This is a genomic window from Herbidospora yilanensis (assembly GCF_001570565.1).
GTDB classification, from domain to species: Bacteria; Actinomycetota; Actinomycetes; order Streptosporangiales; family Streptosporangiaceae; genus Herbidospora; species Herbidospora yilanensis.
Genome location: NZ_BBXE01000022.1, coordinates 56679 through 78983, shown reverse-complemented (window position 1 = coordinate 78983; position 22305 = coordinate 56679). Strand labels below are relative to the sequence as shown.

Here is a 22305-nt window from a genome sequence, read left to right as displayed (position 1 = left end):
GGTATGAATCCCCGTCGCTGGCGCGCTCTGGCCGTCTGCCTCGTCCCGGCGTTCATGACGCTGCTGGACGTCTCGATCGTCAACGTCGCGCTCCCCGACATCCAGGCGGGGATCGGCGCCAGCGACAGCGGCCTCCAGTGGGTGGTCTCCGGATACGCCCTCACCTTCGGCCTCGCCCTCATCCCCGGCGGGCGGCTGGGCGACGCGCGCAGCCGCCGGGCGGTGTTCATGTGGGGCATCGTGTTGTTCACCGCCGCGAGCGCGGCCTGCGGCGCGGCCCAGAACGAGTGGTGGCTGATCATCGCCCGACTGATCCAGGGGGCCGCGGGAGCCCTGATGATGCCGCAGGTCAGCGGCTACATCCAGGAGATGTTCCAGGGGGCGGAACGCGGCCGGGCCTTCGGCTATCTGGGCGCGGTGATCGGCCTGTCCACCGCCGTGGGCCCGCTGCTGGGCGGCGTGCTGATCCAGATCTTCGGCGAGGAGAACGGCTGGCGCTGGGTCTTCTACGTCAACCTGCCGATCGGCCTGCTGTCGCTGCCCTTCGCGCTGCGCATGCTGCCCGCCGTCAACCTGCGCCGCACGCTCAAGCCCGGGTTCGACCCGGTCGGCGTGCTGCTGCTGGCCGTCGGGCTGCTGCTGGTCCTGCTGCCGTTCCTGCAGAACCAGCAGTGGCCGGGCGCGGCGAAGTGGCTGCTCGTGCCGGCCGGGGTGGCCGTGCTGGCCGGGTTCGTGGGGTGGGAACTGCGGGCGGCCCGGCGGATCGAGCCGCTGGTGCACATGGACCTGTTCCTGTCGCGGGCGTTCACACTCGGCGGGCTGATCGGCGTGCTCTACTTCGCCGGGTTCACCGCGATCTTCTTCGTGTTCACGCTGTTCCTGCAGAAGGGCCTGGGCTATTCGGCGCTGATGGCCGGGGTCGCCTCGGTCCCGTTCGCGATCGGCTCGGGCATCGCCGCCGGGCTCAGCGGACGGCTGGTGCACCGCTACGGGCGGGCGCTGGTCGCCTGGGGGCTGTTCATCGTGGCCGTCGGGTTCGTGGCCACGATGCTGGCCGTGCACGAGGTGCCCGGGCGACACGCGGGGTGGGCGGCGGCCGGGCCGCTGCTGCTGTCGGGCATCGGCAGCGGGCTCGTCATCTCGCCCAACCAGACCCTCACGCTCAGCCACGTGCCGGTCAGGCGGGCGGGCAGCGCGGGGGGCGTGTTGCAGACCTGGCAGCGGATCGGGTCGGCGGCCGGGATCGCGGCCGTCGGCGCGGTCTATTTCGCCCACCTTGCGACCTCGCGCGGCGACTGGGCCGAGAGCTTCCAGGTCGCCATGCTCACCTCGGCCGCCTTCGTGGTGGCCGCGCTGCTCGTCGCCCTCTACGACCTGTTCGGGCCCGGCCGGTAGGTCAGCTCGACCACCCCCTGACCGAACGGCCGGGTCTCGATGAGCCGCAGGTCCATCGTGAGATCGGGCGGGAACAGCGGGGTGCCGCCCCCGACGACGACCGGGTTCAGGTAGAGCCGGTATTCGTCGATCAGGTCGTGCCGCATGAACTGCGCCATCAGGTTCGCGCCGCCGAGCGCCATGCCGGCCCCGGACGTCGCCTTCAGCTCCCTGACCCACTCAGGGTCGAACTCGCGCACCACCTCGGTGTTCCAGCGGTCCTCCTCCAGGGTGCGGGAGAAGACGTACTTCTTCTTGGAGCGCCAGATCTCGGCGAAGTCGGCGATCTCCCGGGTGGCCGCCGGGTCGTCGTCGGCGGTCGGCCAGTAGTCGGCCATCAACTGGTGGGTGACCCGCCCGTCGATGAAGGCGCTCAGCGGAGCGAGCAGTTCGTTGAGGTGGCGGTGCAGCTCGGCGTCGACACGGTGCCAGGAGATGTCCCGGCCGGGCCCCTCCATGTAGCCGTCGAGCGACACCGCCGAAGTGATCATGATCTTCCGCATGCCACCAGGCTAGCTAGTGGGTCGCGTCCAGCGCCGCCCTCTGTTCGGTCGTCAGCTCCAGGTCGACGGCCGCCAGGTTCTCCTCAAGCTGGGCCAGGGACGAGGCGCCCGCCAGCGGGATGATCGGCACCTCGTGCCCCATCTGCCAGGCGAGCACGACCTGGTTCGCGGTCGCCCCGGTCTCGGCGGCGATCTCGCGGACCTTCGCGAGCCGGGCCTCCGTGCCGGGGTGCCGGTAATCGGGCGGGAACTCCTTGTCGGTCCGCGTGTAGCGGCCCGACATCAGCGGCGAGTAGGCCACCAGCACGAGCTCCCGCTCTTCCTTCAGGTACGTCACCAGGTCGGGCCCCGCCGACCCGAGGTTGCCGTCGCGGAACAGCGCGTCGGGTATGTCCACCCGGGGGCGCACGTAGCTGTGGGCGTACTGGAGGATCTCGTAGCCGGGCAGCCCCCGCTGCCTGGCCACGGCGCGGGCCCGCTCGACCCGCCAGGCGGCGTGGTTGCTGACCCCGAGCATGCCGACCAGCCCCTCGGCGACCAAAGCGGCGAAGCCCTCGACCGTCTCCTCGACCGGGGTGCGGTGGTCCTCGATGTGCGAGTAGAGGACGTCGATCCGGTCGAGGCCCATGCGCTCCATGCTGCGCTCGGCCGACTCCCGGATGACCTTCGCCGACAGCCCCTCGGCGTTGTCGGTGTAGCTCGTGCCGGGCGCCAGCGGCCGGGCCCCGACCTTGGTGGCGATCACGATCTCGTCGCCCACCCCCCGCGACCTCCGCCAGCGGCCGAGCAGTTCCTCGCTGTGGCCGCCCTGGCTCCCGTCGGTCCAGAAGGCGTAGTTGCCCGAGGTGTCGATGAAGGTGCCGCCCGCCTCCACGAACCGGTCGAGGATGGCGAAGCTGGTCGCCTCGTCGGTCACCGAGCCGAACAACATCGCCCCCAGCGACAGCACGCTCACCTCGCGCCGCGTCGCGGGCGTGGCGCCGATCGTGCGGTATCTCATGTGTTCCTCCCGTCGTCGCGACCGAGTCTGCGTGCTGGACCGCGCTCCAGGTCAAGCCGGTACGTCACGACAAATACCGAAATGTCAGGGCGGGTGATTCCGGGAACTCCAACGTATTCGTCATGGGAAGACAACCTTTCCCCTATTCACGGCATCCTGTGGCGTGTTCCCTCGTCATTCGGAGTGCTCATGCCCCGCGTCGCCGTCGCAATTTCCGTCATATTAGTTATGTCGGGCCTGGGGTTATACGTCCTGTTTTGGACAGATAGCCGGACACCGTGCGAAGCCGCCGTCGAAATCGTCGCCCAGATTCAGGAGATTGATCCGAAAAGTCCGAATCTCGCCGCCACACTCACCGCGATCGACGGCCTGGTGGGAGGCCGCCTCGACGACGTCTCCGATCGCGCGAACCCCGTGCTCACCGCAGATCTGACGCGTCTGCGCTCCGCTCTGCGGGGGTTGACGGCCGAGGATTTGAGCGATCCGGCCAGCGAGGTCCGCGGGACGATGACGAACGTCCTCTCATGTCAGAACGTCGGCGCTTTTCCTGCGCAATAGAAACTCGTTTACGTTCGTTAGCTATGTCCAGCTTTTCGCTTTTTGGTACGCCGGGCACCCTACTCAGCATTACGGAATCAATTCAGATCCCGTAATTCGGATGCACGTACAAAAGAGCATGGACTGACATGACTTTTCAGGATAAAGGGCGCGAGCTCGGTCGCCGCGCCGTACGCGGCGCCAAGGCGCTCGCCGTCGCCGTGGCGGCGAGCGGCCTGGTTCTCACCGGGGCCACCGGCGTCAGCGCCACCAGCTCCGTCGGCACCGGCGCGAGCGTGCTCAGCGACAACATCGGCTGGGTCGACTGGAAGTACAAGGAGAAGCGGCCGCTGAAGCGCGTCAAGATCAAGGTGATCAAGCGCTTCCGCCACCACCACCACAGGCACCACCGCTTCTTCCACCGTCACCACCGCCAGCACTTCGTCCACCGCTCGCACCACCACTGTGACCACGGCCACCACGGCCACCACGGCTGGGACGGCGACGGCGGCGGCTGGAGCGACGACGAGGGCGGCTGGGGCGCGACCGGCGGCTGGGGCGGCGACGGCGACTGGGGCCACGGCTACGGCGACCGCTGCAACCACCACCACCACGTGCACGAGCGGCACCACCACCGCCGCGACCACCACCGCTTCGAAGAGCACCACAAGCACCACAAGAAGAAGCACCGTCACCACCACGAAGAGGAAGAGCACCACGGTCACCACGGCCACCACGGCCACCACGACCGCGGCTGGGACGACAACAACGACCGCGGCTGGGACAACAACGACCAGGGCGGCTGGGACAACAACGAGCAGAACGGCTGGGACGACAACCAGCAGCAGGGCGGCTGGGAGGACAACCAGCAGCAGCAGCCGCAGCCGCAGCCGCAGGTCGCGCCGCAGGCTCAGCAGGGCGTTCAGGTCCCCGGCGCTCAGCAGGGGGCCCAAAACCCTAACGTGCCCGCCAACTCCACGGCCCCGATGCGGGCACAGAGTGTGGCGGGGTGGCACGACGACCCGCGTTGGAAGAAGCCCATCGTCATCCGCGGCCCGCGTGGCCCGATGGGGCCGGTGGGTCCGCGTGGCCCGGTTGGCCCCAGCGGCCCGATGGGACCGCGTGGTCCGTTCGGGCCTTCGGGACAGGTCGGTCCCCAGGGCCCGGCTGGACCGGCGGGTGGCCCCGCTGGTCCGCAGGGTCCGCAGGGCCCCGCGGGCCCGGCTGGACCTCAGGGTCCCGCGGGTACGAACGGCACTCAGGGCCCGGCGGGCCCCGAGGGCCCGGCTGGACCGCAGGGTCCGGTCGGTCCCCAGGGTCCGATCGGTGAGACGGGTCTGATCGGCCCGGCCGGCCCGGTCGGCCCGGCGGGTGCGCCCGGCACGCCCGGTGCGCAGGGCCCGGCGGGCCCGGTGGGCCCGGCAGGTCCCGTGGGCGGTCTCGGCCCGGTGGGCCCGGCTGGCCCCGTGGGCCCGGCCGGTCCGGAAGGCGCCGCCGGTCCGGTGGGCCCCGTTGGACCCGTGGGTCCGGTGGGTGCTCCCGGCACGCCCGGCACGCCCGGCGCGACCGGTCCGGCGGGCCCCCAGGGTCCGGTCGGACCCGCGGGCCCGGGTGGCCCGGCGGGTGCGCCCGGCACTCCTGGTGCGACCGGCCCGGCCGGTCCGGCAGGCGCCCAGGGCCCGGCAGGGCCCGTGGGCCCGGCCGGCCCGGAGGGTCCGATCGGTGCGACCGGCGCGGCCGGTCCGGCGGGCACTCAGGGCCCGGCCGGCCCGGTTGGTCCGGCAGGTCCTGTCGGTCCGGCGGGTGCGCCCGGCCTGACCGGTGCGACCGGTGCGACCGGTGCGACCGGCCCCGCCGGTCCGCAGGGTCCGGCCGGTCCGCAGGGTCCGGCCGGACCCGGGTCGGGGACGTCGGTGTCGCTGTCGCCCCTGCTCCTCGACACCCTCCAGGTGTCGGTCCGGCCGAACGGCGACACGTGGATCCGCGACCCGCGGACCACGCCGATGTGGCACAACCTCTCCACGCTGGCCAACTACCCGAACAACGTGCACTCGGTATCGACAGAGGTCATCGTCGACGCTCTGATCCCGTACCTGCACGTCTCGGTTCAGACCACCTCCGGTGGCATCCACCGGACGGTCTGCACCGTGGGTCTGCCCGTCCCGGTCGTCGGGGGCTTCTTCGCTCCCGGTGACCCGCTGGGCCCGCCGGCTTACCCGGCGAACTGCACCGCGTGGGTCGACCAGACGCCTCCGCTTCGCATGGCCACCTGAGTCTCCGACTCGGGTTCCATGAGAACTGACGGCTGAAAGGTCAGGGGGCCGCGTATCCCTTCGGGGGTGCGCGGCCCTTCTGCGTACCCGGAACCTTCCACTAACATCGGGTGATTTCTGTCGCCTTCGGGGGGTTTCGGGTGTCCTATACGGCTACGCGCTGGGCCTGCTACACCGGCTACGTCACCCAAGCCATCGTGAACAACCTCGCCCCTCTGCTGTTCATCGTGTTCCAGACCGCCTACGGGCTGCCGCTGGAAATGCTCGGACGTCTGGTGCTGCTGAACTTCGGCGCCCAGCTCCTGACCGACATCATCGCGGTGCGCTACGTCGACCGGCTCGGCTACCGGGGGCCGCTCGTGCTGGCCCACGTGATGTCGGCGGCCGGGCTGGTGCTGCTCGCGGTGGCGCCGTTCGTCGCGCCGACGCCCTACATCGGGTTGTGCGTCGCGGTGGTCGTCTACGCCATCGGCGGCGGGCTGCTGGAGGTGCTGGTCAGCCCGGTCGTCGACGCGCTGCCCGCGCCGCAGGAGGGCAAGGCGGCGGCGATGAGCCTGCTGCACTCGTTCTACTGCTGGGGGCAGGTCGCGGTGGTCGCCGGGTCGACGCTGCTGCTGGCCGGGATCGGCCGCGAGGCCTGGTACGTGCTGCCGCTGATCTGGGCGCTGGTGCCGCTGGCGAACCTGGTGGCGTTCCTGCGGGTGCCGATGCCCGAGACCGTGCCCGACGCGCACCGGACGTCATTGGCGTCGCTGTTCCGGACGCCCGCGTTCGTCGCCGCGATGGTGCTGATGCTGGCGGCGGGCGCGTCGGAGCTGACGATGTCGCAGTGGTCGTCGTTGTTCGCCGAGGAAGGGCTCGGGGCCTCGAAGGTCTGGGGCGACCTGGCCGGGCCGTGCCTCTTCGCGGTGCTGATGGGCATCGGGCGCATCGTCTACGGGCTGTTCGGGGAGAAGATCCCCCTGGTGCCGGCGATGGTCTTCTCGGGCGCGCTGGCGACGCTCTGCTACCTGCTCGCGAGCCTGTCGGCCAACCCCGTGCTGGCCTTCGTGGGCTGCGCGTTGTGCGGGTTCGCGGTGAGTCTCCTCTGGCCGGGCACGTTCAGTCTCGCGTCGGCGCGGTTCCCGCTCGGCGGCGCGGCGATGTTCGGCGTGCTGGCCGTCTTCGGCGACCTCGGCGCGGCGGTCGGCCCGTGGACCACGGGCGCCGTGGCGGACGCGACCGGCGGCGGGCTGAGCACCGGGCTCCTGGCCGGGATCGCCTTTCCCGTGCTGGTCGTCGTGGTCTCTCTCGCGTACGGCGCCATGACTCACAAGTCGGTTGGGCGCATGTGACCGTACCGTGACGAGGCGGACTCTTGACGCTCGTCTATGTTAACGCTCACAGTCGACACGGCAGACCAAGCTTCACTCTGATTCCCGGCCGGGCAAATTGTGTGAGCGCTAACAAATACGGAAGGGACTTGGCCTTGTTCAAGAAGATCATGGCTCTGATGGCGGTCGGCGTGCTCGCGACCGCGTGTGGCGGCGGCAGTGAGACGACGGCCGAGGGCGGCGCCCCCGCCAGCGGTGGCGGCGACTCGACGATCACCATGGGCTTCGCCCAGGTGGGCGCCGAGAGTGGCTGGCGTACCGCCAACACCAAGTCGGTGCAGGAGTCGGCCAAGGCGGCCGGGATCGACCTCAAGTTCTCCGACGCGCAGCAGAAGCAGGAGAACCAGATCAAGGCGATCCGGTCGTACATCCAGCAGAAGGTCGACGTCATCGCCTTCTCGCCGGTGGTCGAGTCGGGCTGGGACACGGTGCTCCAGGAGGCCAAGGCCGCGAACATCCCGGTCATCCTGACCGACCGCGCGGTCGACTCGGCCGACAAGACGCTGTACAAGACCTTCCTCGGGTCCGACTTCGTCGAAGAGGGCAAGAAGGCCGGCCAGTGGCTGGTCGAGCAGTACGCCTCCGAGACCGGCGACGTGAACATCGTCGAGCTCCAGGGCACCACCGGCTCGGCCCCCGCCAACGACCGCAAGGCGGGCTTCGCCGAGGTCATCGGCGCCGACCCCAAGTTCAAGGTGATCGCCTCCCAGAGCGGCGACTTCACCCGCGCCAAGGGCAAGGAGGTCATGGACGCCTTCCTGAAGGCCAACCCGGACATCGACGTGCTCTACGCGCACAACGACGACATGGGCCTGGGCGCCATCGAGGCGATCGAGGGCGCGGGCAAGGTGCCCGGCAAGGACATCAAGATCATCACGGTCGACGCCGTCAAGGACGGCATGCAGGCGCTCGCCGACGGAAAGATCAACTACATCGTCGAGTGCTCCCCGCTGCTCGGCCCGCAGCTGATGGACCTGGCCAAGAAGGTCCTCGCCGGTGAGACGGTGCCCGAGCGGGTCGTCACCGAGGAGACCACCTTCACCCAGGAGCAGGCCAAGCAGGCCCTGCCGACCCGCCAGTACTAGGAGCCGGGGGCCGTCCCGCCCTGAGATCGGGGCGGCCCCTTTTCCAATCGAAGGAAATGCGCATGGCTGAAGCGATCCTGCGGATGACCGGGATCGGCAAGGAGTTCCCGGGCGTCCGGGCCCTGGACGGCGTGGACTTCCGGCTGCTGCCCGGCGAGGTGCACGCCCTCATGGGCGAGAACGGGGCCGGGAAGTCGACCCTGATCAAGGTGCTGACCGGGGTCTACTCGATCGACAGCGGAGAGATCGAGCTGGCCGGCGAGCGAGTGGCCTTCACCGGCCCGCTGGAGGCCCAGAAGGCCGGCATCAGCACGGTCTACCAGGAGGTCAACCTCTGCCCGAACCTGTCGGTCGCCGAGAACGTCTTCATCGGGCGCGAACCCCGCCGGTTCGGCCGGATCCGCTGGCGCGAGATGCGCCGCCGGGCCGCGGACCTGCTCACCCGGCTCGACCTGGCGATCGACGTCGCCAAGCCGCTGAGCCACTACTCGCTGGCGATCCAGCAGATGGTCGCCATCGCGCGGGCCATCGACGTGGACGCCCGGGTGCTGATCCTCGACGAGCCGACGTCCTCCCTCGACGCCGGCGAGGTCGCGCAGCTCTTCCGGGTGATGCGCCGCCTGAAGGAGCAGGGCATCGCGATCCTGTTCGTGTCGCACTTCCTCGACCAGATCTACGAGATCGCCGACCGCATGACGATCCTGCGCAACGGCCGCCTCGTCGGCGAGTACGTCACCGCCGAACTCCCCCAGGTCGAACTGGTCGGCAAGATGATCGGCCGCGAGCTGGCCGAGCTGGAGCGCCTCGACGACCGGCCGCCGGCCCGCACCTCCGACACGCTCGTGGAGGCCGCCGAACTCGGCGGCAGGGTGGCCCCCTTCTCGCTGACCATCCGCGAGGGCGAGGTCGTGGGCCTCGCCGGGCTGCTCGGCTCGGGCCGCACCGAGATCGCCCGGCTGCTGTTCGGCGCCGACCACGCCGCGACCGGCACCCTGCGCATCGGCGGCGACCAGGTCACCCTGCGCACCCCGCGCGCCGCGATGGCCCGGGGCGTGGCGTTCTGCTCGGAGAACCGGCGCGAAGAGGGCCTGATCCCGGAGCTGACCGTACGGGAGAACCTCATCCTGGCCCTGCAGGCCCGCCGCGGCTGGAGCCGCCCGGTGCCGCGCAAGAAGCAGGACGAACTGGTCGCCAAGTACATCAAGGCGCTGAACATCCGCCCGGACAACCCGGAGATGCTCATCAGGAACCTGTCCGGCGGCAACCAGCAGAAGGTGCTGCTGGCCCGCTGGCTCATCCTCGAACCGCGCCTGCTCATCCTCGACGAACCCACCCGGGGCATCGACGTCGGCGCCAAGGCCGAGATCCAGAAGCTGGTCGTCGAGCTCTCCGACGGCGGCATGGCGGTCCTATTCATCTCCGCCGAACTCGACGAGGTGCTCCGGCTCAGCCACAAGGTCGCCGTGCTCCGGGACCGGCGGCTGGTCGCCGAGTTGCCCAACGACGACACCCTGACGACGGACGTGCTCATGGAGACGATCGCGAGCGGGGGAGCCAAATGAAGCGCCTCGCCTGGCCGGCGGGCATCCTGGCCGCCCTCCTCCTGGTCAACCTGATCTTCACCGACCACTTCTTCCAGATCGAGATCAAGGACGGCCACCTCTACGGCAGCCTGATCGACATCTTCCGGTTCGGCGCCCCGCTCATCCTGGTCGCCCTGGGCATGACGCTGGTCATCGCGACCAAGGGCATCGACCTGTCGGTGGGCTCGGTGGTGGCCATCGCCGGCGCGATGGCGTGCCTGCAGATCAGCACCCTCCCGTCGCAGGACTCGATCGGCGGCGTGCTCGGCGCGATCGGCATCGCCCTCGGCCTGGCCGTGGCGCTGGGCATCGGCAACGGCTTCCTGGTCGCGATCGTCGGCATCCAGCCGATCATCGCGACGCTGATCCTGATGGTCGCCGGGCGCGGACTGGCCCAGCTCATCACCGACGGCCAGATCATCACGATCAACAGCGCCCCCTACAAGCTCGTCGGCGGCGGCTACTGGCTGACCCTGCCGTTCGGCATCATCATCGTGGCCGTCGTGCTGGCGCTGATCGCGTTCGTCACCCGCCGGCTGGCCCTCGGCCTGCTGATCGAGTCGGTCGGCGGCAACGCCGAGGCGAGCCGCCTGTCCGGCATCCGGGCCCGCGGCCTGCTGATCGTCGTGTACGCCTTCTGCGCCCTCTGCGCCGGCATCGCCGGCCTGATGATCAGCTCCAACGTGTCCAGCGCCGACGGCAACAACGCCGGCCTGTGGATCGAGCTCGACGCCATCCTCGCCGTCGTCATCGGCGGCACCTCGCTGGCCGGCGGCCGGTTCTCCCTCGGCGGCACGGTGCTGGGCGCCCTCATCATCCAGACCCTGACCACGACGATCTACTCCATCGGCGTGCCGCCGGAGACGACGCTGCTGTTCAAGGCGCTCGTCGTGACGATCGTCTGCCTGCTCCAGTCGCCGGCGTTCCGGGCCAAGGTCTTCCGATCCCGTAGAAAACCGGCCCCGCCGACGGTGCCCGCCGGGGAGAAAGTGACGGTCCGCACGTGAAAACCCTGGCACTCCCCCGCCAGTTGCCCGGCCGGCTGCCGCGCAACTACCTGCCCGTCCTGGTCACCGGGGCGCTGTTCATCGCGATGTTCACCGCCGGCGGGATCCGCTATGAGGGCTTCGCGACCGGCCAGATCATCCTGAACGTCTTCATCGACAACGCGTTCCTGCTGGTCGTGGCCGTGGGCATGACCTTCGTCATCCTCACCGGGGGCATCGACCTGTCGGTCGGCTCGGTGGTGGCGCTGACCACGATGATCGCGGCCTCCCTGCTGCCGTCGACACCGTCCTTCCTGGTGATCCTGCTGGTCCTGGCGATCGGCGGGGTGCTGGGCGCGGCGATGGGCGCGATCATCCACTACTTCGAGATCCAGCCGTTCATCGTGACCCTCGCCGGGATGTTCCTGGCCCGGGGCCTGTGCTACACGATCGGCACCGACTCGATCCCCATCACCGACCCGACCTTCACGGCCATCGCGCAGACGCGCATCGACCTCGCCCCCGAGCTCTGGATCTCCCCCACGGTGCTGATCGCGCTGGCGGTGGTGCTCGTGGCGACGTACACGCTGCACTACACGCGGCTGGGGAGGAACGTCTACGCGGTCGGCGGCAACGAGCAGTCGGCGCTGCTCATGGGTCTTCCGGTGGCCCGGACCAAGATCGCCGTCTACACCGTCAGCGGCCTGTGCTCCGCGCTCGGCGGCCTGCTGCTCTCGTTCTACATGCTCTCGGGCTACGGCCTGCACGCCGTCGGCATGGAGCTCGACGCCATCGCGGCGGTCGTCATCGGCGGCACGCTGCTGACCGGCGGCTCGGGCTACCTGCTCGGAACGGTTCTCGGTGTGCTCGTGCTGGGCCTGATCCAGACGGTCATCAGCTTCGAGGGCACCCTCAGCTCGTGGTGGACCAAGATCGTTATCGGTCTCCTGCTCCTGGTCTTCATCCTTCTCCAGCGCCTCATTGTGACGACAGGAGTCTCGCGTGAACGATGACAGTTATGTGGTGGGAGTCGACTACGGCACCCTTTCCGGCCGGGCCGTCGTGGTCCGGGTCCGGGACGGGGCCGAACTCGGCTCCGCCGTCCATGAATACGCCCAGGGGGTGATCTCCGGCCCCACCCCCGACTGGGCGCTCCAGTCGCCCGACGACTGGCGCGACGTGCTGCGCATCGCCGTGCCCAAGGCGGTCGAGTCGGCCGGGGTGGCGCCGTCGGAGGTGATCGGCATCGCCACCGACTTCACCGCCTGCACGATCCTGCCCGCCCTGGCCGACGGGACCCCGCTCAGCGACCGGTTCCCGGACCGGCCGCACGCGTGGCCCAAGTTGTGGAAGCACCACGCGGCGCAGTCCCACGCCGACCGGATCAACGAGCTGGCCGCCGAACGCGGCGAGCCGTGGTTGCCCCGGTACGGCGGGAAGATCTCCTCGGAGTGGGCGTTCGCCAAGGGCCTCCAGCTCCTCGAAGAGGACCCGGAGCTCTACGCGCTGGCCGACCGCTGGATCGAGGCGGCCGACTGGATCATCTGGGAGCTCAGCGGCGTCGAGACCCGCAACGTCTGCACCGCCGGATACAAGGCCATCCACCAGGACGGCGCCTACCCCTCCGAGGAGTTCCTGGCCGCGCTGAACCCCGGGTTCGCCGGCTTCACCGCCAAGCTCGGCTCCGAACTGGCGCCGCTGGGTGGTCGGGCGGGGTCGTTGTCGGCCAAGGGCGCCGAGTGGACCGGGCTGCCCGAGGGCATCGCGGTCGCGGTCGGCAACGTCGACGCCCACGTGACGGCCGCCGCGGCCGACGCGGTGCGGCCCGGCCAGATGGTCGCGATCATGGGCACCTCGACGTGCCTGGTCATGAACGGGGAGAACCTGGCCGAGGTCCCCGGCATGTGCGGCGTGGTGCGCGACGGGATCGTTCCAGGCCTGTGGGGCTACGAGGCCGGGCAGTCGGCCGTCGGCGACATCTTCGCCTGGTTCGTCGACAACAACGTGCCGGCCTCCTACGCGGCCGACGCCGCCGCGGCGGGCGTCTCGGTCCACGAGCATCTGACGTCGCTGGCGGCCGGGCAGGCCGTCGGCGCCCACGGACTGGTCGCGCTCGACTGGTTCGGCGGCAACCGGTCGGTCCTCGTCGACCACGATCTTTCGGGAGTGGTCGTGGGTCAGACGTTGTCCACCAAGCCGGAAGACGTCTACCGGGCGCTGCTGGAGTCGACCGCGTTCGGCTGCCGCGTCATCGTGGAGACCTTCGAGGCGTCCGGCGTGCCGGTCGACGAACTCGTGGTCGCCGGCGGCCTGCTGAAGAACACCTTCCTCATGCAGACCTACGCCGACGTGCTGCGCAAGCCGCTGTCGGTGATCGACTCCGACCAGGGACCGGCGCTGGGCTCGGCCATCCACGCCGCGGTGGCGGCCGGGGCCTACCCCGACATCCCCTCCGCGGCGGCGGCGATGGGCAAGCGGATCGCGGACGCGTACACCCCCGATCCCGAGCGGGCCGCGGCCTACGACCGGCTCTACGCCGAATACCGCGCCCTGCACGACCACTTCGCCGACGGGGCCGTGCTCCACCGGCTGCGCGCGATCCGGAACGAGGCGTCCAAGTGAAGAAGACCGTCTGCGCCCTGCATTCGGAACTGGTCAGGTATGGCCTGGTGGCCTGGACGGCGGGCAACGTCTCCGGCCGGATCCCGGGCGAGGACCTGTTCGTCATCAAGCCCAGCGGCGTCTCCTACGACGACCTGACCCCCGACTCGATGGTCGTCTGCGACCTCGACGGCAACCTGGTCGAGGGCGACTACGCGCCCTCCAGCGACACCGCCGCGCACGCCTACATCTACCGGCACATGCCCGAGGTCGGCGGCGTCGTCCACACCCACTCGACCTACGCCTCCGCCTGGGCCGCGCGCGGCGAGGCGATCCCGTGTGTGCTGACGGCGATGGCCGACGAGTTCGGCGGCGAGATCCCCATCGGCCCGTTCGCGCTGATCGGCGGCGACGACATCGGCCGCGGCCTCGTCGACACCCTGAAGGGCCACCGCTCCCCGGCGGTCCTGATGCAGAACCACGGGGTCTTCACCATCGGCGCCACCCCCAAGGCCGCCGTCAAGGCGGCCGTGATGTGCGAGGACGTCGCCCGGACCGTGCACGTCGCCCGCCAGCTCGGCTCCGTCATCCCCATCGAGCCGAAACACATCGACGCTCTGTACGACCGCTACCAGAACGTCTACGGACAGAGGAGTTCCAAGTGAAACTGTGGTTCCTGACCGGCAGCCAGTCCCTCTACGGAGACGAGACGCTTGCCCAGGTCGCCGACCAGTCGCGGGCGATCGCGACCGAGTTGGGCCACGCCCTGCCGTTCGATCTGGAGTGGAAGCCGGTCCTCCTCGACGCGACGTCCATCCGCAACGTGATGCTCGCCGCCAACGCCGACGACGAGTGCGGCGGCGTCATCGCGTGGATGCACACCTTCTCCCCCGCGAAGATGTGGATCGCCGGCCTGGACGCCCTGCGCAAGCCGCTGCTGCACCTGCACACGCAGGCCAACCGCGAGCTGCCGTGGGCGACCATCGACATGGACTTCATGAACCTGAACCAGGCCGCCCACGGCGACCGCGAGTTCGGCTACGTGCAGTCGCGCCTGGGGGTGGCCCGCAAGACCGTGACCGGTCACGTCTCCGACCCGGCGGTGGCCGAGCGGATCTCGGCGTGGGCACGCGCGGCGGCCGGCCGGGCCGAGGTCGGCTCGCTGAAGCTCGCCCGCTTCGGCGACAACATGCGCGACGTGGCGGTGACCGAGGGCGACAAGGTCGAGGGCCAGCCCCGCTTCCGCGTCTCGGTCAACACCTACGGCGTGAACGACCTGGTCGCGGTGGTCGACGCCCAGGCCGACGCCGACGTGACCGCCCTGGTGAAGGAGTACGAGGAGCTCTACGACGTCGCCGCCGAACTGCGCAGCGAGGGCGCCCGGCACGAGTCGCTGCGCTACGCGGCCCGCATCGAGCTCGGCCTGCGCACCTTTCTGACCGAGGGCGGCTTCAAGGCGTTCACCACCAACTTCGAGGACCTCGGCGGCCTGCGCCAGCTCCCCGGCCTGGCGGTGCAGCGCCTGATGGCCGACGGCTACGGCTTCGGCGGCGAGGGCGACTGGAAGACCTCGGTGTTGCTCAGGACGCTGAAGGCGATGGTGCCCGGGGGCGGTACCTCGTTCATGGAGGACTACACCTACCACCTGACGCCGAACGAGGAGCTCATCCTCGGCGCCCACATGCTGGAGGTCTGCCCGAGCATCGCCGCCGGGAAGCCGTCGTGCGAGATCCACCCGCTCGGCATCGGCGGCAGGGAGGACCCGGTCCGCCTGGTCTTCGACGCGGCCCCCGGCCCGGCGGTCGTCATCGGCCTGGCCGACATGGGCGAGCGCTTCCGCCTGATCGCCAACGAGATCGACGTGGTCGAGCCGCTGGAGGCGCTGCCCAACCTCCCGGTCGCCCGCGCCGTCTGGAAGCCCCGCCCCGACCTGCGCACCTCCTCGGAGTCGTGGCTGACCGCCGGGGCGCCGCACCACACGGTGTTGTCGGCTGCGGTCGGCGCGGAGGAACTGCACGACTTCGCCGACATGCTCGGCGTGGAGCTCCTCCTGATCGACGCGGACACCACCACCCGCCAGTTCGCCAAGGAACTGCGCTGGAACCAGGCCTACTACCGCCTGTCGCAGGGATTCTGACAACGACTCCCGCACGGCGGCCCGCCAGGTCGACGATCGTGTCGGCCTGGCGGCTTAGGTTGGGGGCATGCTGCTCCGCGAGCTGGAATATCTCGTCGCGCTGGCCCGCGAGCGCCACTTCGCCCGCGCCGCCGAGGCGTGCCACGTCTCCCAGCCCTCGTTGTCGGCGGGCATCCGCCGCCTGGAGACCGACCTCGACGTCACCCTGGTCAGAAGGGGCCGCCGGTTCACCAGCCTGACCGAAGAGGGCGAGCGGGTGCTCCTGTGGGCCCACCGCATCCTCGCCGACCTCGACGGGCTGCGCGACGACCTCGACCAGATGCGGGCCGGCGTCTCTGGCACGCTCCGGCTCGGCGCCATCCCCACCGCGCTCGCGACCGCGTCCCTGCTCACCACCCCTTTCTGCGCACGCCACCCGCGCGCCCGCATCTCCCTGAGCAGCCTGTCGTCGCGGGAGATCCACCGGCGGCTGACCGACTTCGAGATCGACGCCGCGCTCACCTACCTCGACGGCGAGGACGGCGAGGACGGCGAGCGGGCCATCCCGCTCTACGAGGAGCGCTACCTGCTGCTCACCCCCGACGACGGCGAACTGGCCGACCGCCCGAGGGTCCGCTGGACCGAGGTGGCGGCGCTGCCGCTCTGCCTGCTCGGCCAGGAGATGCGCAACCGCCGCATCCTCGACGGCCTGTTCCACGACGCGGGGGCGGCGGTGGTCCCGGCGATCGAGACCGACAGCGTGTCGGCGCTGTTCGCGCACGTCGCCACCCACCGCTGGTCGAGCGTGATCGCCCACGCGTGGCTGCACATGATCGGCGTGCCCGACGGCATGCGGATCATCCCGATGGAGACTCCGCCGCGTTCACCCCGGATCGGCCTGGTCACCGCCGAGCGGTCGCCGGAGCCGGTGGTGGTCCGGGCGCTGCTCGACGTCGCCCGAGGTCTCGATCTCCGCGCGGCCCTCGACACCACCCTGCGGGGTCACCTGGGCCGATAGGCGACGCCTATCGGCGATAGCGACATACGCTTTGACCTGCTACGGGGCCTCTTGAAGGCTGGCCTTAGACACCATCGTGGCGGACGAGAGGCGATACCCATGGCCAAGGTCCTGTGTGTGCTCTACGACGACCCGACCGACGGCTATCCGAAGGAGTACGCGCGCGACGCGTTGCCGCAGTTGACCCACTATCCGGACGGGCAGACCCTGCCGACCCCGTCGGGCATCGACTTCCCCCCGGGCGTGCTGCTCGGCAGCGTGTCGGGGGAGCTGGGGCTGCGCAACTTCCTGGAGGACAACGGCCACACGCTGGTCATCACCTCCGACAAGGACGGCGTCGACTCGGTGTTCGACCGCGAGCTGCCGGACGCCGACATCGTGATCTCGCAGCCGTTCTGGCCGGCGTACATGACGCCGGAGCGGTTCGAGAAGGCCCGGAACCTCAAACTGATCATCACCGCCGGCATCGGCTCCGACCACATCGACCTCGACGCGGCGGCGGAGAAGGGCGTCACGGTCGCCGAGATCACCTACTCCAACAGCATCAGCGTCTCCGAACACGTCGTGATGATGATCCTGTCGCTGGTCCGCGACTACCTGCCCGCGTGGGAGGTCGTCAAGGAGGGCGGCTGGAACATCGCCGACGTCGTCAAGCGGTCGTACGACCTCGAAGGCATGCACGTCGGGACCGTCGCGGCGGGCCGCATCGGGCTGGCCGTGCTGAAGCGGCTGGCGCCGTTCGACGTCCACCTCCACTACACCGACCGTCACCGGCTGCCGCGCGAGGTCGAGGAGAGCCTGAACCTGACCTGGCACGAGAGCGCCGCCGACATGGTCCCGGTGTGCGACGTCGTCACGATCAACGCGCCGCTCCACCCGGAGACCGAGGGCCTGTTCGGCGAGGAGCTGCTGTCCACCATGAAGCGGGGGGCCTACCTGATCAACACCGCCCGGGGCCAGATCGCCGACCGTGACGCGATCGTGCGGGCCCTCCAGAGCGGCCGGCTCGCCGGTTACGCGGGCGACGTGTGGTACCCGCAACCGGCCCCGCCCGACCACCCGTGGCGCACCATGCCCCACCACGGGATGACGCCGCACATGTCGGGCTCCTCCCTGACGGCCCAGACCCGCTACGCGGCGGGCACCCGGGAGATCCTGGAGTGCTTCTTCGAGGGCCGCCCGATCCGCGAGGAGTACCTGATCATGGCGGGCGGGCATCTCGCGGGGGTGGGCGCCCACTCGTACTCGACCAAGAAGTAGCTACAGTCACCGGGGTGACGATCGTTCGTTCCCTGGTGCTGTTCGCCCTCGCCGCCGTGGCCGAGATCGGCGGCGCGTGGCTGGTCTGGCAGGGCGTGCGGGAAGACCGCGGGCTCGTCTGGGCCGGGGCCGGAGTGATCGCGCTGGGGGTCTACGGGTTCGTCGCGACGCTCCAGCCCTCGGCCGAGTTCGGCCGGATCCTGGCCGCCTACGGCGGGGTGTTCGTGGCCGGGTCGCTGGTGTGGGGCATCGTCTTCGACGGCTTCCGGCCCGACCGGTGGGACCTGATCGGGGCCGGGATCTGCCTGCTCGGGGTGCTGGTCATCATGTATGCGCCACGAGGATGAGGATCCCGATCCCGATGAGCACGATCGGGAAGAGCACGTGCCCCCACCGGGCCAGCGCCTTCGCGACGACGGGCCGGGTGGCCAGGAACCGGCCGGCCAGGCAGAGCACGCCCACCATGACCAGGAAGACGACCACGTAGACGACGACACCCTGGGTGGCGAAGACAGGGACGTACACGCCGATGTTGTCGCCGCCGTTGGCGAAGGTGATGCCGGCGATGGCGAGGATGCCGGTAGGGGCCTTTTCTGGGGAGTCGTCGTTGTTCCTGAGCTCCCACAGGGCCTTGAGACCCAGCGCGAGCGGGATCAACCCGAGCCATCTGATCATCCCGTCGGGCAGCGCCGCCGCGCCGAGGGAGACCACGACGGAGACCGCGAGGATCGCGGCGAATCCGAGGTATTGCCCCAGAACGATGCGCAGTGCCGTGGTCTGGGTAAAGAAGAGGGCGATCAGTACGAGATCATCCACATTCGTAATGGCGAAAAGGCCGATGGCCTGGCCGACGGTGCCCGCGTTCACCCGGCTATCCTGCACCTTTTCCGGATACGCTCAGCACGTGGCGATCCGGAACTCACACTGCACCTTCTGCGGCGCCTCCTACGCGCTCGACCAGCCCTGGCCCCGCCTCTGCGCCGCCTGCGGCAACACCTCCTACCAGAACCCGCTGCCGGTGGCCGTCATGGTGCTGCCGGTCGACGAGGGCCTGCTCGTCGTCCGGCGGGCGATCGAACCCCGGCTCGGGCGGCTCGCCCTCCCGGGCGGCTTCGTCGACATCGGCGAGTCGTGGCAGCAGGCCGCCGCGCGTGAGCTCTTCGAGGAGACCGGCATCGAGGTCTCCGCCGCCGACGTGACGCTGTTCGACGTGCTCAGCGCCCCCGACGGCACGGTTCTCGTCTTCGGCCGGGGCCCCGCCCTGTCGAGCACGGACCTCCCGGTGTTCACTCCCACTCCGGAGACCTCCGAGTGGCTGGTCGTGAAGGAGCCACAAGAGCTGGCGTTCCCCCTGCACTCGCAGGTCATGGCCGCCTACTTCGCCGCGACGTAGCGTGTTCTCCGCCGACGACGTCGTCCGTGACTTCGGCACCTCGGGCGACGAACCTGGCACCGCGAGCGCGGCCGGCCTGCGCTGGCTCGCCGACGAGGTCGACGCCTCCCCCTCCGGGGCCTGGTCGGCGCGGCTGGCCGCCGTGACGTGCGACGTGCCCCGGCTGGTCGACCTGCTCGACCACCCGTCGCCCGGCCTGCGGCGGGTGGTGGCCTTCGTGCTCTCGTACGCCCCCGACCCCGCCCTCGGCCCGTTGTTGCGCGGCCACATGGAGGTCGAGCCCGACATGGCCGCCGGCATGGCGACCCTGGTCGCGTTGTCGCGGCACCCCGCCCAGGTCCCCTTCGTACGGGGATATCTGCGCTCCGAGCAGCCGGAACTGCGCTTCGGCGCGGCGTTCGGGCTGCTGATCCGGGCCGGCGAGACCGACGGCGAGTCGGTCACCCAGCTCGCCCTGTGCGCCGACGACGGCGTGGCGAACTGCGCCGAGCGGCTGCCCTGGATGGACCCCGAATGGGACACGGTGACCGGCGTGGTGTGCGAGCGGCTGCGCTGCCGCCCCGACGCGCTGGGCCGCCTGCTGACCATCCTGCTCAGCCGCAAGCGCCCGCCGGCGGCCTGCTGCTGGGAGGCGGCCGGCCTGGCCGCGCAGAGCGACCACGGCCGCTCGCTGGGGCCGCTGGTTCTCGCGCTGACCGACCACCCCGACTTCAGCGTGCGGCAGGCGGCGCTGCGGAACATCGTGGCCTGGATCGACGAACCGGGCTACCTCGACCGGGTGGCCGAACTCGCCGACGACCCCGACCTGGGCGAGATCGCGATGTGCGTGCTGGTGAAGCAGGGCGACCCGCGTTGTGTCCCGGCGCTGCGGCGGATGATCGCCGGCCCGCTGGGCGGTTTCGTGAACGCCCCGCCCGACTGGGTCGAGCAGAACGTCAGCCGCGACCTGGTGCTCCGCACGGCGGCCCCGTTCGCCGACGACCTGCTCCCGGCGGTGGCGGAACGCCTGGAGGGCGATCTGACCCCCCATGAGGAGAAGGTGCTGGTCCAGGGCTTCGGCGAGACGGTGCTCACCCGCTGGTTGTCGCGGCTGCGCGGCCCGGCCAGAGACCGTCTGCGCAGGATCCTGGGCTGAGGCCCGGTCAGCTCGGGTCGCAGGGCTCGGTGTTCGCCGCGGGGTCGTGGGCCCTGACCTCGCCGATGGCCCACTCGGCCCATTCCTGGTGGAGGCGGTTGGAGCGCAGGCCCCATTCGAGGGCCAGCCGCCCGTAGACCGTGAAGTTGTCCTGGTGTGGCTCGATCATCTTGCCGACCTCGGCCAGGCGCTCGGCCTCGGCCTCGGCCGCCTGTTGCTGTTCGCGCAGGTAGGCGATGGCGTCGTCGGCGGAGATCTGGCCGAAGAAGAAGACCCGCAGCAGCATGTCGTAGCGCCGGATCGGCGTGGGCTTCACGTTGAGCAGCCAGTGGCGCAGCTCTTCGCGCCCGGCGTCGGTGACGGCGTATTCCTTGCGCCCCCGGGCGCCCTCCGACTGAACCGTGATCAGTCCGGCGTCGGCGAGGCGGCCGAGTTCCCCATAGAGCTGGCTCTGCGTGGCGGGCCACACGTTGGCCAATGACTTCTCGAAGAGTTTCAGCAGGTCATAACCGCTGGCGGGACCTTCGGACAGCAGCCCGAGCAGGGCATGGCGCAGGCTCATGTCCGGCACTCTACCTGTATGCGTTGACATGTCATGAATGGAAGGTCTACCTTCGACATGTCACTACTGGAACGTCAGAGGAGCGCGACATGGCGAAGAGCTACCTGGAAGGGCACCTCGCACCGGTGCCCGACGAGATCGAGGCGTTCGACCTTCCCGTCACCGGGACGCTGCCGCCCGAGCTGACCGGCCGCTACTTCCGCAACGGCCCCAACCCGCTGCCCGGCCAGGACCCCGGCCACTGGTTCGCCGGCGACGGCATGATCCACGGCGTCCGGCTCAGGAACGGCAGGGCCGAGTGGTATCGCAACCGCTGGGTCAAGACCACCCGCCTCACCGAGGGCGCCCGGCTCGTCGGCGACGAGGGCGCGCTCGACCTGGCCGCCGTCCCGGCGAACACCAACGTCATCCGGCACGCCGACCGGATCTTCGCGCTGGTGGAGGCCGGGCTTCCCTACGAGATGAGCCCCGAACTCGACACCCTGGGCCCGGTCGACTTCGGCGGCCGGCTGACCACGGCGATGACGGCCCACCCGAAGGAAGACCCGATCACCGGCGACCTGTTCTCCTTCGGCTACGGCTTCTCCGCGCCCTACCTGACCTACCACCGCCTGTCGAAGGAGGGCGTCCTGGTCGAAAGCCGGGAGATCCCCGTCCCCGGGCCGACCATGATGCACGACTTCGCGATCACCGAGAATCACGTCGTCTGGCTCGACCTGCCGGTCGTGTTCGACCTCGACCTGGCGTTCAAGGGCCAGGGCCTGCCCTACCGCTGGGACGACCACTACGGCGCCCGCATCGGCTACATGCGCAAGTCGGGCGGCCCGGTGACCTGGGTCGACGTCGACCCCTGCTACGTCTTCCACGTCGGCAACGCCCGCGAGGACGCCGCCGGGAACATCGTGGTCGACGCGGTCCGCTACTCACCGGGGACCTTCACCGGCATGTGGGGCCACATCAGCGGGACCGCCAACCCCGCCTACGAGACGGTCGGCTCACGACTGCACCGCTGGACGATCTCCGGCGCCACCGCGAAGGAGGAGGAACTCGACGACCGGCGCGTCGAGTTCCCGACCATCAACGACGCCCGCACGGGCCTCGACGGCCGCTACGTCTACGCGGTGACCGGCGGCGAGATCGTCAAGTACGACCTGACCTCCGGCGCCGTGCGCGTCCACGAGGCCGACGGTCCGGGCGAGGCGGTCTTCGTGCCCCGGGGCGAGGCGGAGGACGACGGCTGGCTCGTCTCCATCGTCAACACCGAGGGCGGTTCCGACCTGCTCGTCCTCGACGCCCACGACCTCGGCCACGTCGCCTCGGTCCACCTGCCGCGCCGGGTGCCGCGCGGCTTCCACGGCCACTGGCTGGCCGACTAGACCTCTTGTGGACGGCCGAGGGATCTGGCGGGAGCCGTAAAGAAAAAGGCCGGAAGCCGCGGATCTCCGC

At 70.2% G+C, this 22305-nt stretch carries 21 protein-coding genes; 17 read left to right on the top strand and 4 right to left on the bottom strand.

Annotation, left to right across the window (positions count from 1 at the left end; translation table 11 throughout):
- Window positions 1-3 precede the first annotated feature (3 nt).
- Window positions 4-1395 (top strand): MFS transporter, encoded by a 1392-nt coding sequence (locus AW273_RS16705; protein ID WP_062349248.1) that lies wholly within the window; start codon window positions 4-6, stop codon window positions 1393-1395.
- Here AW273_RS16705 and AW273_RS16700 read toward each other — a convergent pair.
- Window positions 1368-1937, bottom strand: a complete 570-nt coding sequence (locus AW273_RS16700) for a dihydrofolate reductase family protein (protein ID WP_062349247.1) — start codon at window positions 1935-1937, stop codon at window positions 1368-1370. The two genes, AW273_RS16705 and AW273_RS16700, sit on opposite strands and share 28 nt — an antisense overlap.
- 13 nt (window positions 1938-1950) lie before the next feature.
- On the bottom strand, window positions 1951-2937 hold the full coding sequence (locus tag AW273_RS16695; RefSeq protein WP_062349246.1) for an aldo/keto reductase: 987 nt from the start codon (window positions 2935-2937) through the stop codon (window positions 1951-1953).
- Window positions 2938-3126: 189 nt separating this feature from the next.
- On the opposite strand from AW273_RS16695, the gene AW273_RS16690 reads away from it, so the two are divergent.
- The 13 genes from AW273_RS16690 (at window position 3127) to AW273_RS16625 (ending at window position 18116) form a co-directional block, all read left to right on the top strand.
- Entirely contained in the window at window positions 3127-3495 is a 369-nt protein-coding gene (locus AW273_RS16690; protein WP_062349245.1) for a hypothetical protein, read from the top strand.
- A 128-nt stretch (window positions 3496-3623) separates the two neighbouring features.
- Window positions 3624-5747 (top strand): collagen-like domain-containing protein, encoded by a 2124-nt coding sequence (locus AW273_RS39100; RefSeq protein WP_269750246.1) that lies wholly within the window; start codon window positions 3624-3626, stop codon window positions 5745-5747.
- Between the two features lie 140 nt (window positions 5748-5887).
- Entirely contained in the window at window positions 5888-7081 is a 1194-nt protein-coding gene (locus tag AW273_RS16675; protein ID WP_062349242.1) for an MFS transporter, read from the top strand.
- A gap of 134 nt (window positions 7082-7215) precedes the next feature.
- Window positions 7216-8205, top strand: coding sequence for an ABC transporter substrate-binding protein (locus AW273_RS16670; protein WP_232327461.1), 990 nt, complete (start codon window positions 7216-7218; stop codon window positions 8203-8205).
- Between the two features lie 62 nt (window positions 8206-8267).
- Window positions 8268-9767: a sugar ABC transporter ATP-binding protein gene (locus AW273_RS16665; RefSeq protein ID WP_157555853.1), complete on the top strand. Its 1500-nt coding sequence runs from the start codon at window positions 8268-8270 to the stop codon at window positions 9765-9767.
- Complete coding sequence (locus tag AW273_RS16660; protein WP_062349240.1) at window positions 9764-10795, top strand: ABC transporter permease; 1032 nt, start codon at window positions 9764-9766, stop codon at window positions 10793-10795. The genes AW273_RS16665 and AW273_RS16660 overlap by 4 nt, the downstream gene beginning before the upstream one ends.
- A complete protein-coding gene (gene yjfF, locus AW273_RS16655) occupies window positions 10792-11787 on the top strand; it encodes a galactofuranose ABC transporter, permease protein YjfF (RefSeq protein WP_062337078.1) in 996 nt (331 codons plus the stop codon). The genes AW273_RS16660 and yjfF overlap by 4 nt, the downstream gene beginning before the upstream one ends.
- Before the next feature lie 7 nt (window positions 11788-11794).
- A complete protein-coding gene (gene araB, locus AW273_RS16650; protein WP_062349239.1) occupies window positions 11795-13396 on the top strand; it encodes a ribulokinase in 1602 nt (533 codons plus the stop codon).
- Window positions 13393-14040 carry an L-ribulose-5-phosphate 4-epimerase gene (locus AW273_RS16645; RefSeq protein ID WP_062349238.1) on the top strand — a complete coding sequence of 216 codons (648 nt, stop codon included), beginning with the start codon at window positions 13393-13395 and terminating at the stop codon, window positions 14038-14040. Before araB ends, AW273_RS16645 begins: the two co-directional genes overlap by 4 nt.
- Window positions 14037-15512 carry an L-arabinose isomerase gene (gene araA / locus AW273_RS16640; RefSeq protein ID WP_062349237.1) on the top strand — a complete coding sequence of 492 codons (1476 nt, stop codon included), beginning with the start codon at window positions 14037-14039 and terminating at the stop codon, window positions 15510-15512. Before AW273_RS16645 ends, araA begins: the two co-directional genes overlap by 4 nt.
- Window positions 15513-15579: 67 nt before the next feature.
- The gene (locus AW273_RS16635; RefSeq protein WP_062349236.1) at window positions 15580-16509 is read left to right on the top strand and encodes a LysR family transcriptional regulator; all 930 of its coding nucleotides are present in this window, start codon (window positions 15580-15582) and stop codon (window positions 16507-16509) included.
- A 99-nt stretch (window positions 16510-16608) separates the two neighbouring features.
- Window positions 16609-17769 (top strand): NAD-dependent formate dehydrogenase, encoded by a 1161-nt coding sequence (locus AW273_RS16630; RefSeq protein WP_062349235.1) that lies wholly within the window; start codon window positions 16609-16611, stop codon window positions 17767-17769.
- A gap of 14 nt (window positions 17770-17783) precedes the next feature.
- Entirely contained in the window at window positions 17784-18116 is a 333-nt protein-coding gene (locus AW273_RS16625; RefSeq protein WP_062349234.1) for a YnfA family protein, read from the top strand.
- Here the strand turns inward: AW273_RS16625 and AW273_RS16620 are convergent.
- On the bottom strand, window positions 18094-18585 hold the full coding sequence (locus tag AW273_RS16620) for a cadmium resistance transporter (protein WP_232327460.1): 492 nt from the start codon (window positions 18583-18585) through the stop codon (window positions 18094-18096). The genes AW273_RS16625 and AW273_RS16620 overlap by 23 nt on opposite strands.
- An 88-nt stretch (window positions 18586-18673) precedes the next feature.
- On the opposite strand from AW273_RS16620, the gene AW273_RS16615 reads away from it, so the two are divergent.
- A complete protein-coding gene (locus tag AW273_RS16615; protein ID WP_198168183.1) occupies window positions 18674-19162 on the top strand; it encodes an NUDIX domain-containing protein in 489 nt (162 codons plus the stop codon).
- A gap of 1 nt (window position 19163) precedes the next feature.
- On the top strand, window positions 19164-20297 hold the full coding sequence (locus AW273_RS16610) for a hypothetical protein (RefSeq protein ID WP_062349232.1): 1134 nt from the start codon (window positions 19164-19166) through the stop codon (window positions 20295-20297).
- A gap of 7 nt (window positions 20298-20304) precedes the next feature.
- On the opposite strand, the gene AW273_RS16605 is transcribed toward AW273_RS16610, so the two are convergent.
- The gene (locus AW273_RS16605; protein ID WP_062349231.1) at window positions 20305-20859 is read right to left on the bottom strand and encodes a PadR family transcriptional regulator; all 555 of its coding nucleotides are present in this window, start codon (window positions 20857-20859) and stop codon (window positions 20305-20307) included.
- Between the two features lie 89 nt (window positions 20860-20948).
- On the opposite strand from AW273_RS16605, the gene AW273_RS16600 reads away from it, so the two are divergent.
- On the top strand, window positions 20949-22235 hold the full coding sequence (locus AW273_RS16600) for a carotenoid oxygenase family protein (protein ID WP_062349230.1): 1287 nt from the start codon (window positions 20949-20951) through the stop codon (window positions 22233-22235).
- Window positions 22236-22305 lie beyond the last annotated feature (70 nt).

Excerpts from the sequence above, each read along its gene's own strand:
- AW273_RS16705 (WP_062349248.1), top strand. The coding sequence starts at position 4 with ATGAATCCCCGTCGCTGGCGCGCTCTGGCCGTCTGCCTCGTCCCGGCG.
- AW273_RS16700 (WP_062349247.1), bottom strand. The coding sequence starts at position 1,937 with ATGCGGAAGATCATGATCACTTCGGCGGTGTCGCTCGACGGCTACATG.
- AW273_RS16695 (WP_062349246.1), bottom strand. The coding sequence starts at position 2,937 with ATGAGATACCGCACGATCGGCGCCACGCCCGCGACGCGGCGCGAGGTG.
- AW273_RS16690 (WP_062349245.1), top strand. The coding sequence starts at position 3,127 with ATGCCCCGCGTCGCCGTCGCAATTTCCGTCATATTAGTTATGTCGGGC.
- AW273_RS39100 (WP_269750246.1), top strand. The coding sequence starts at position 3,624 with ATGACTTTTCAGGATAAAGGGCGCGAGCTCGGTCGCCGCGCCGTACGC.
- AW273_RS16665 (WP_157555853.1), top strand. The coding sequence starts at position 8,268 with ATGGCTGAAGCGATCCTGCGGATGACCGGGATCGGCAAGGAGTTCCCG.
- AW273_RS16660 (WP_062349240.1), top strand. The coding sequence starts at position 9,764 with ATGAAGCGCCTCGCCTGGCCGGCGGGCATCCTGGCCGCCCTCCTCCTG.
- AW273_RS16635 (WP_062349236.1), top strand. The coding sequence starts at position 15,580 with ATGCTGCTCCGCGAGCTGGAATATCTCGTCGCGCTGGCCCGCGAGCGC.
- AW273_RS16630 (WP_062349235.1), top strand. The coding sequence starts at position 16,609 with ATGGCCAAGGTCCTGTGTGTGCTCTACGACGACCCGACCGACGGCTAT.
- AW273_RS16605 (WP_062349231.1), bottom strand. The coding sequence starts at position 20,859 with ATGAGCCTGCGCCATGCCCTGCTCGGGCTGCTGTCCGAAGGTCCCGCC.
- AW273_RS16600 (WP_062349230.1), top strand. The coding sequence starts at position 20,949 with ATGGCGAAGAGCTACCTGGAAGGGCACCTCGCACCGGTGCCCGACGAG.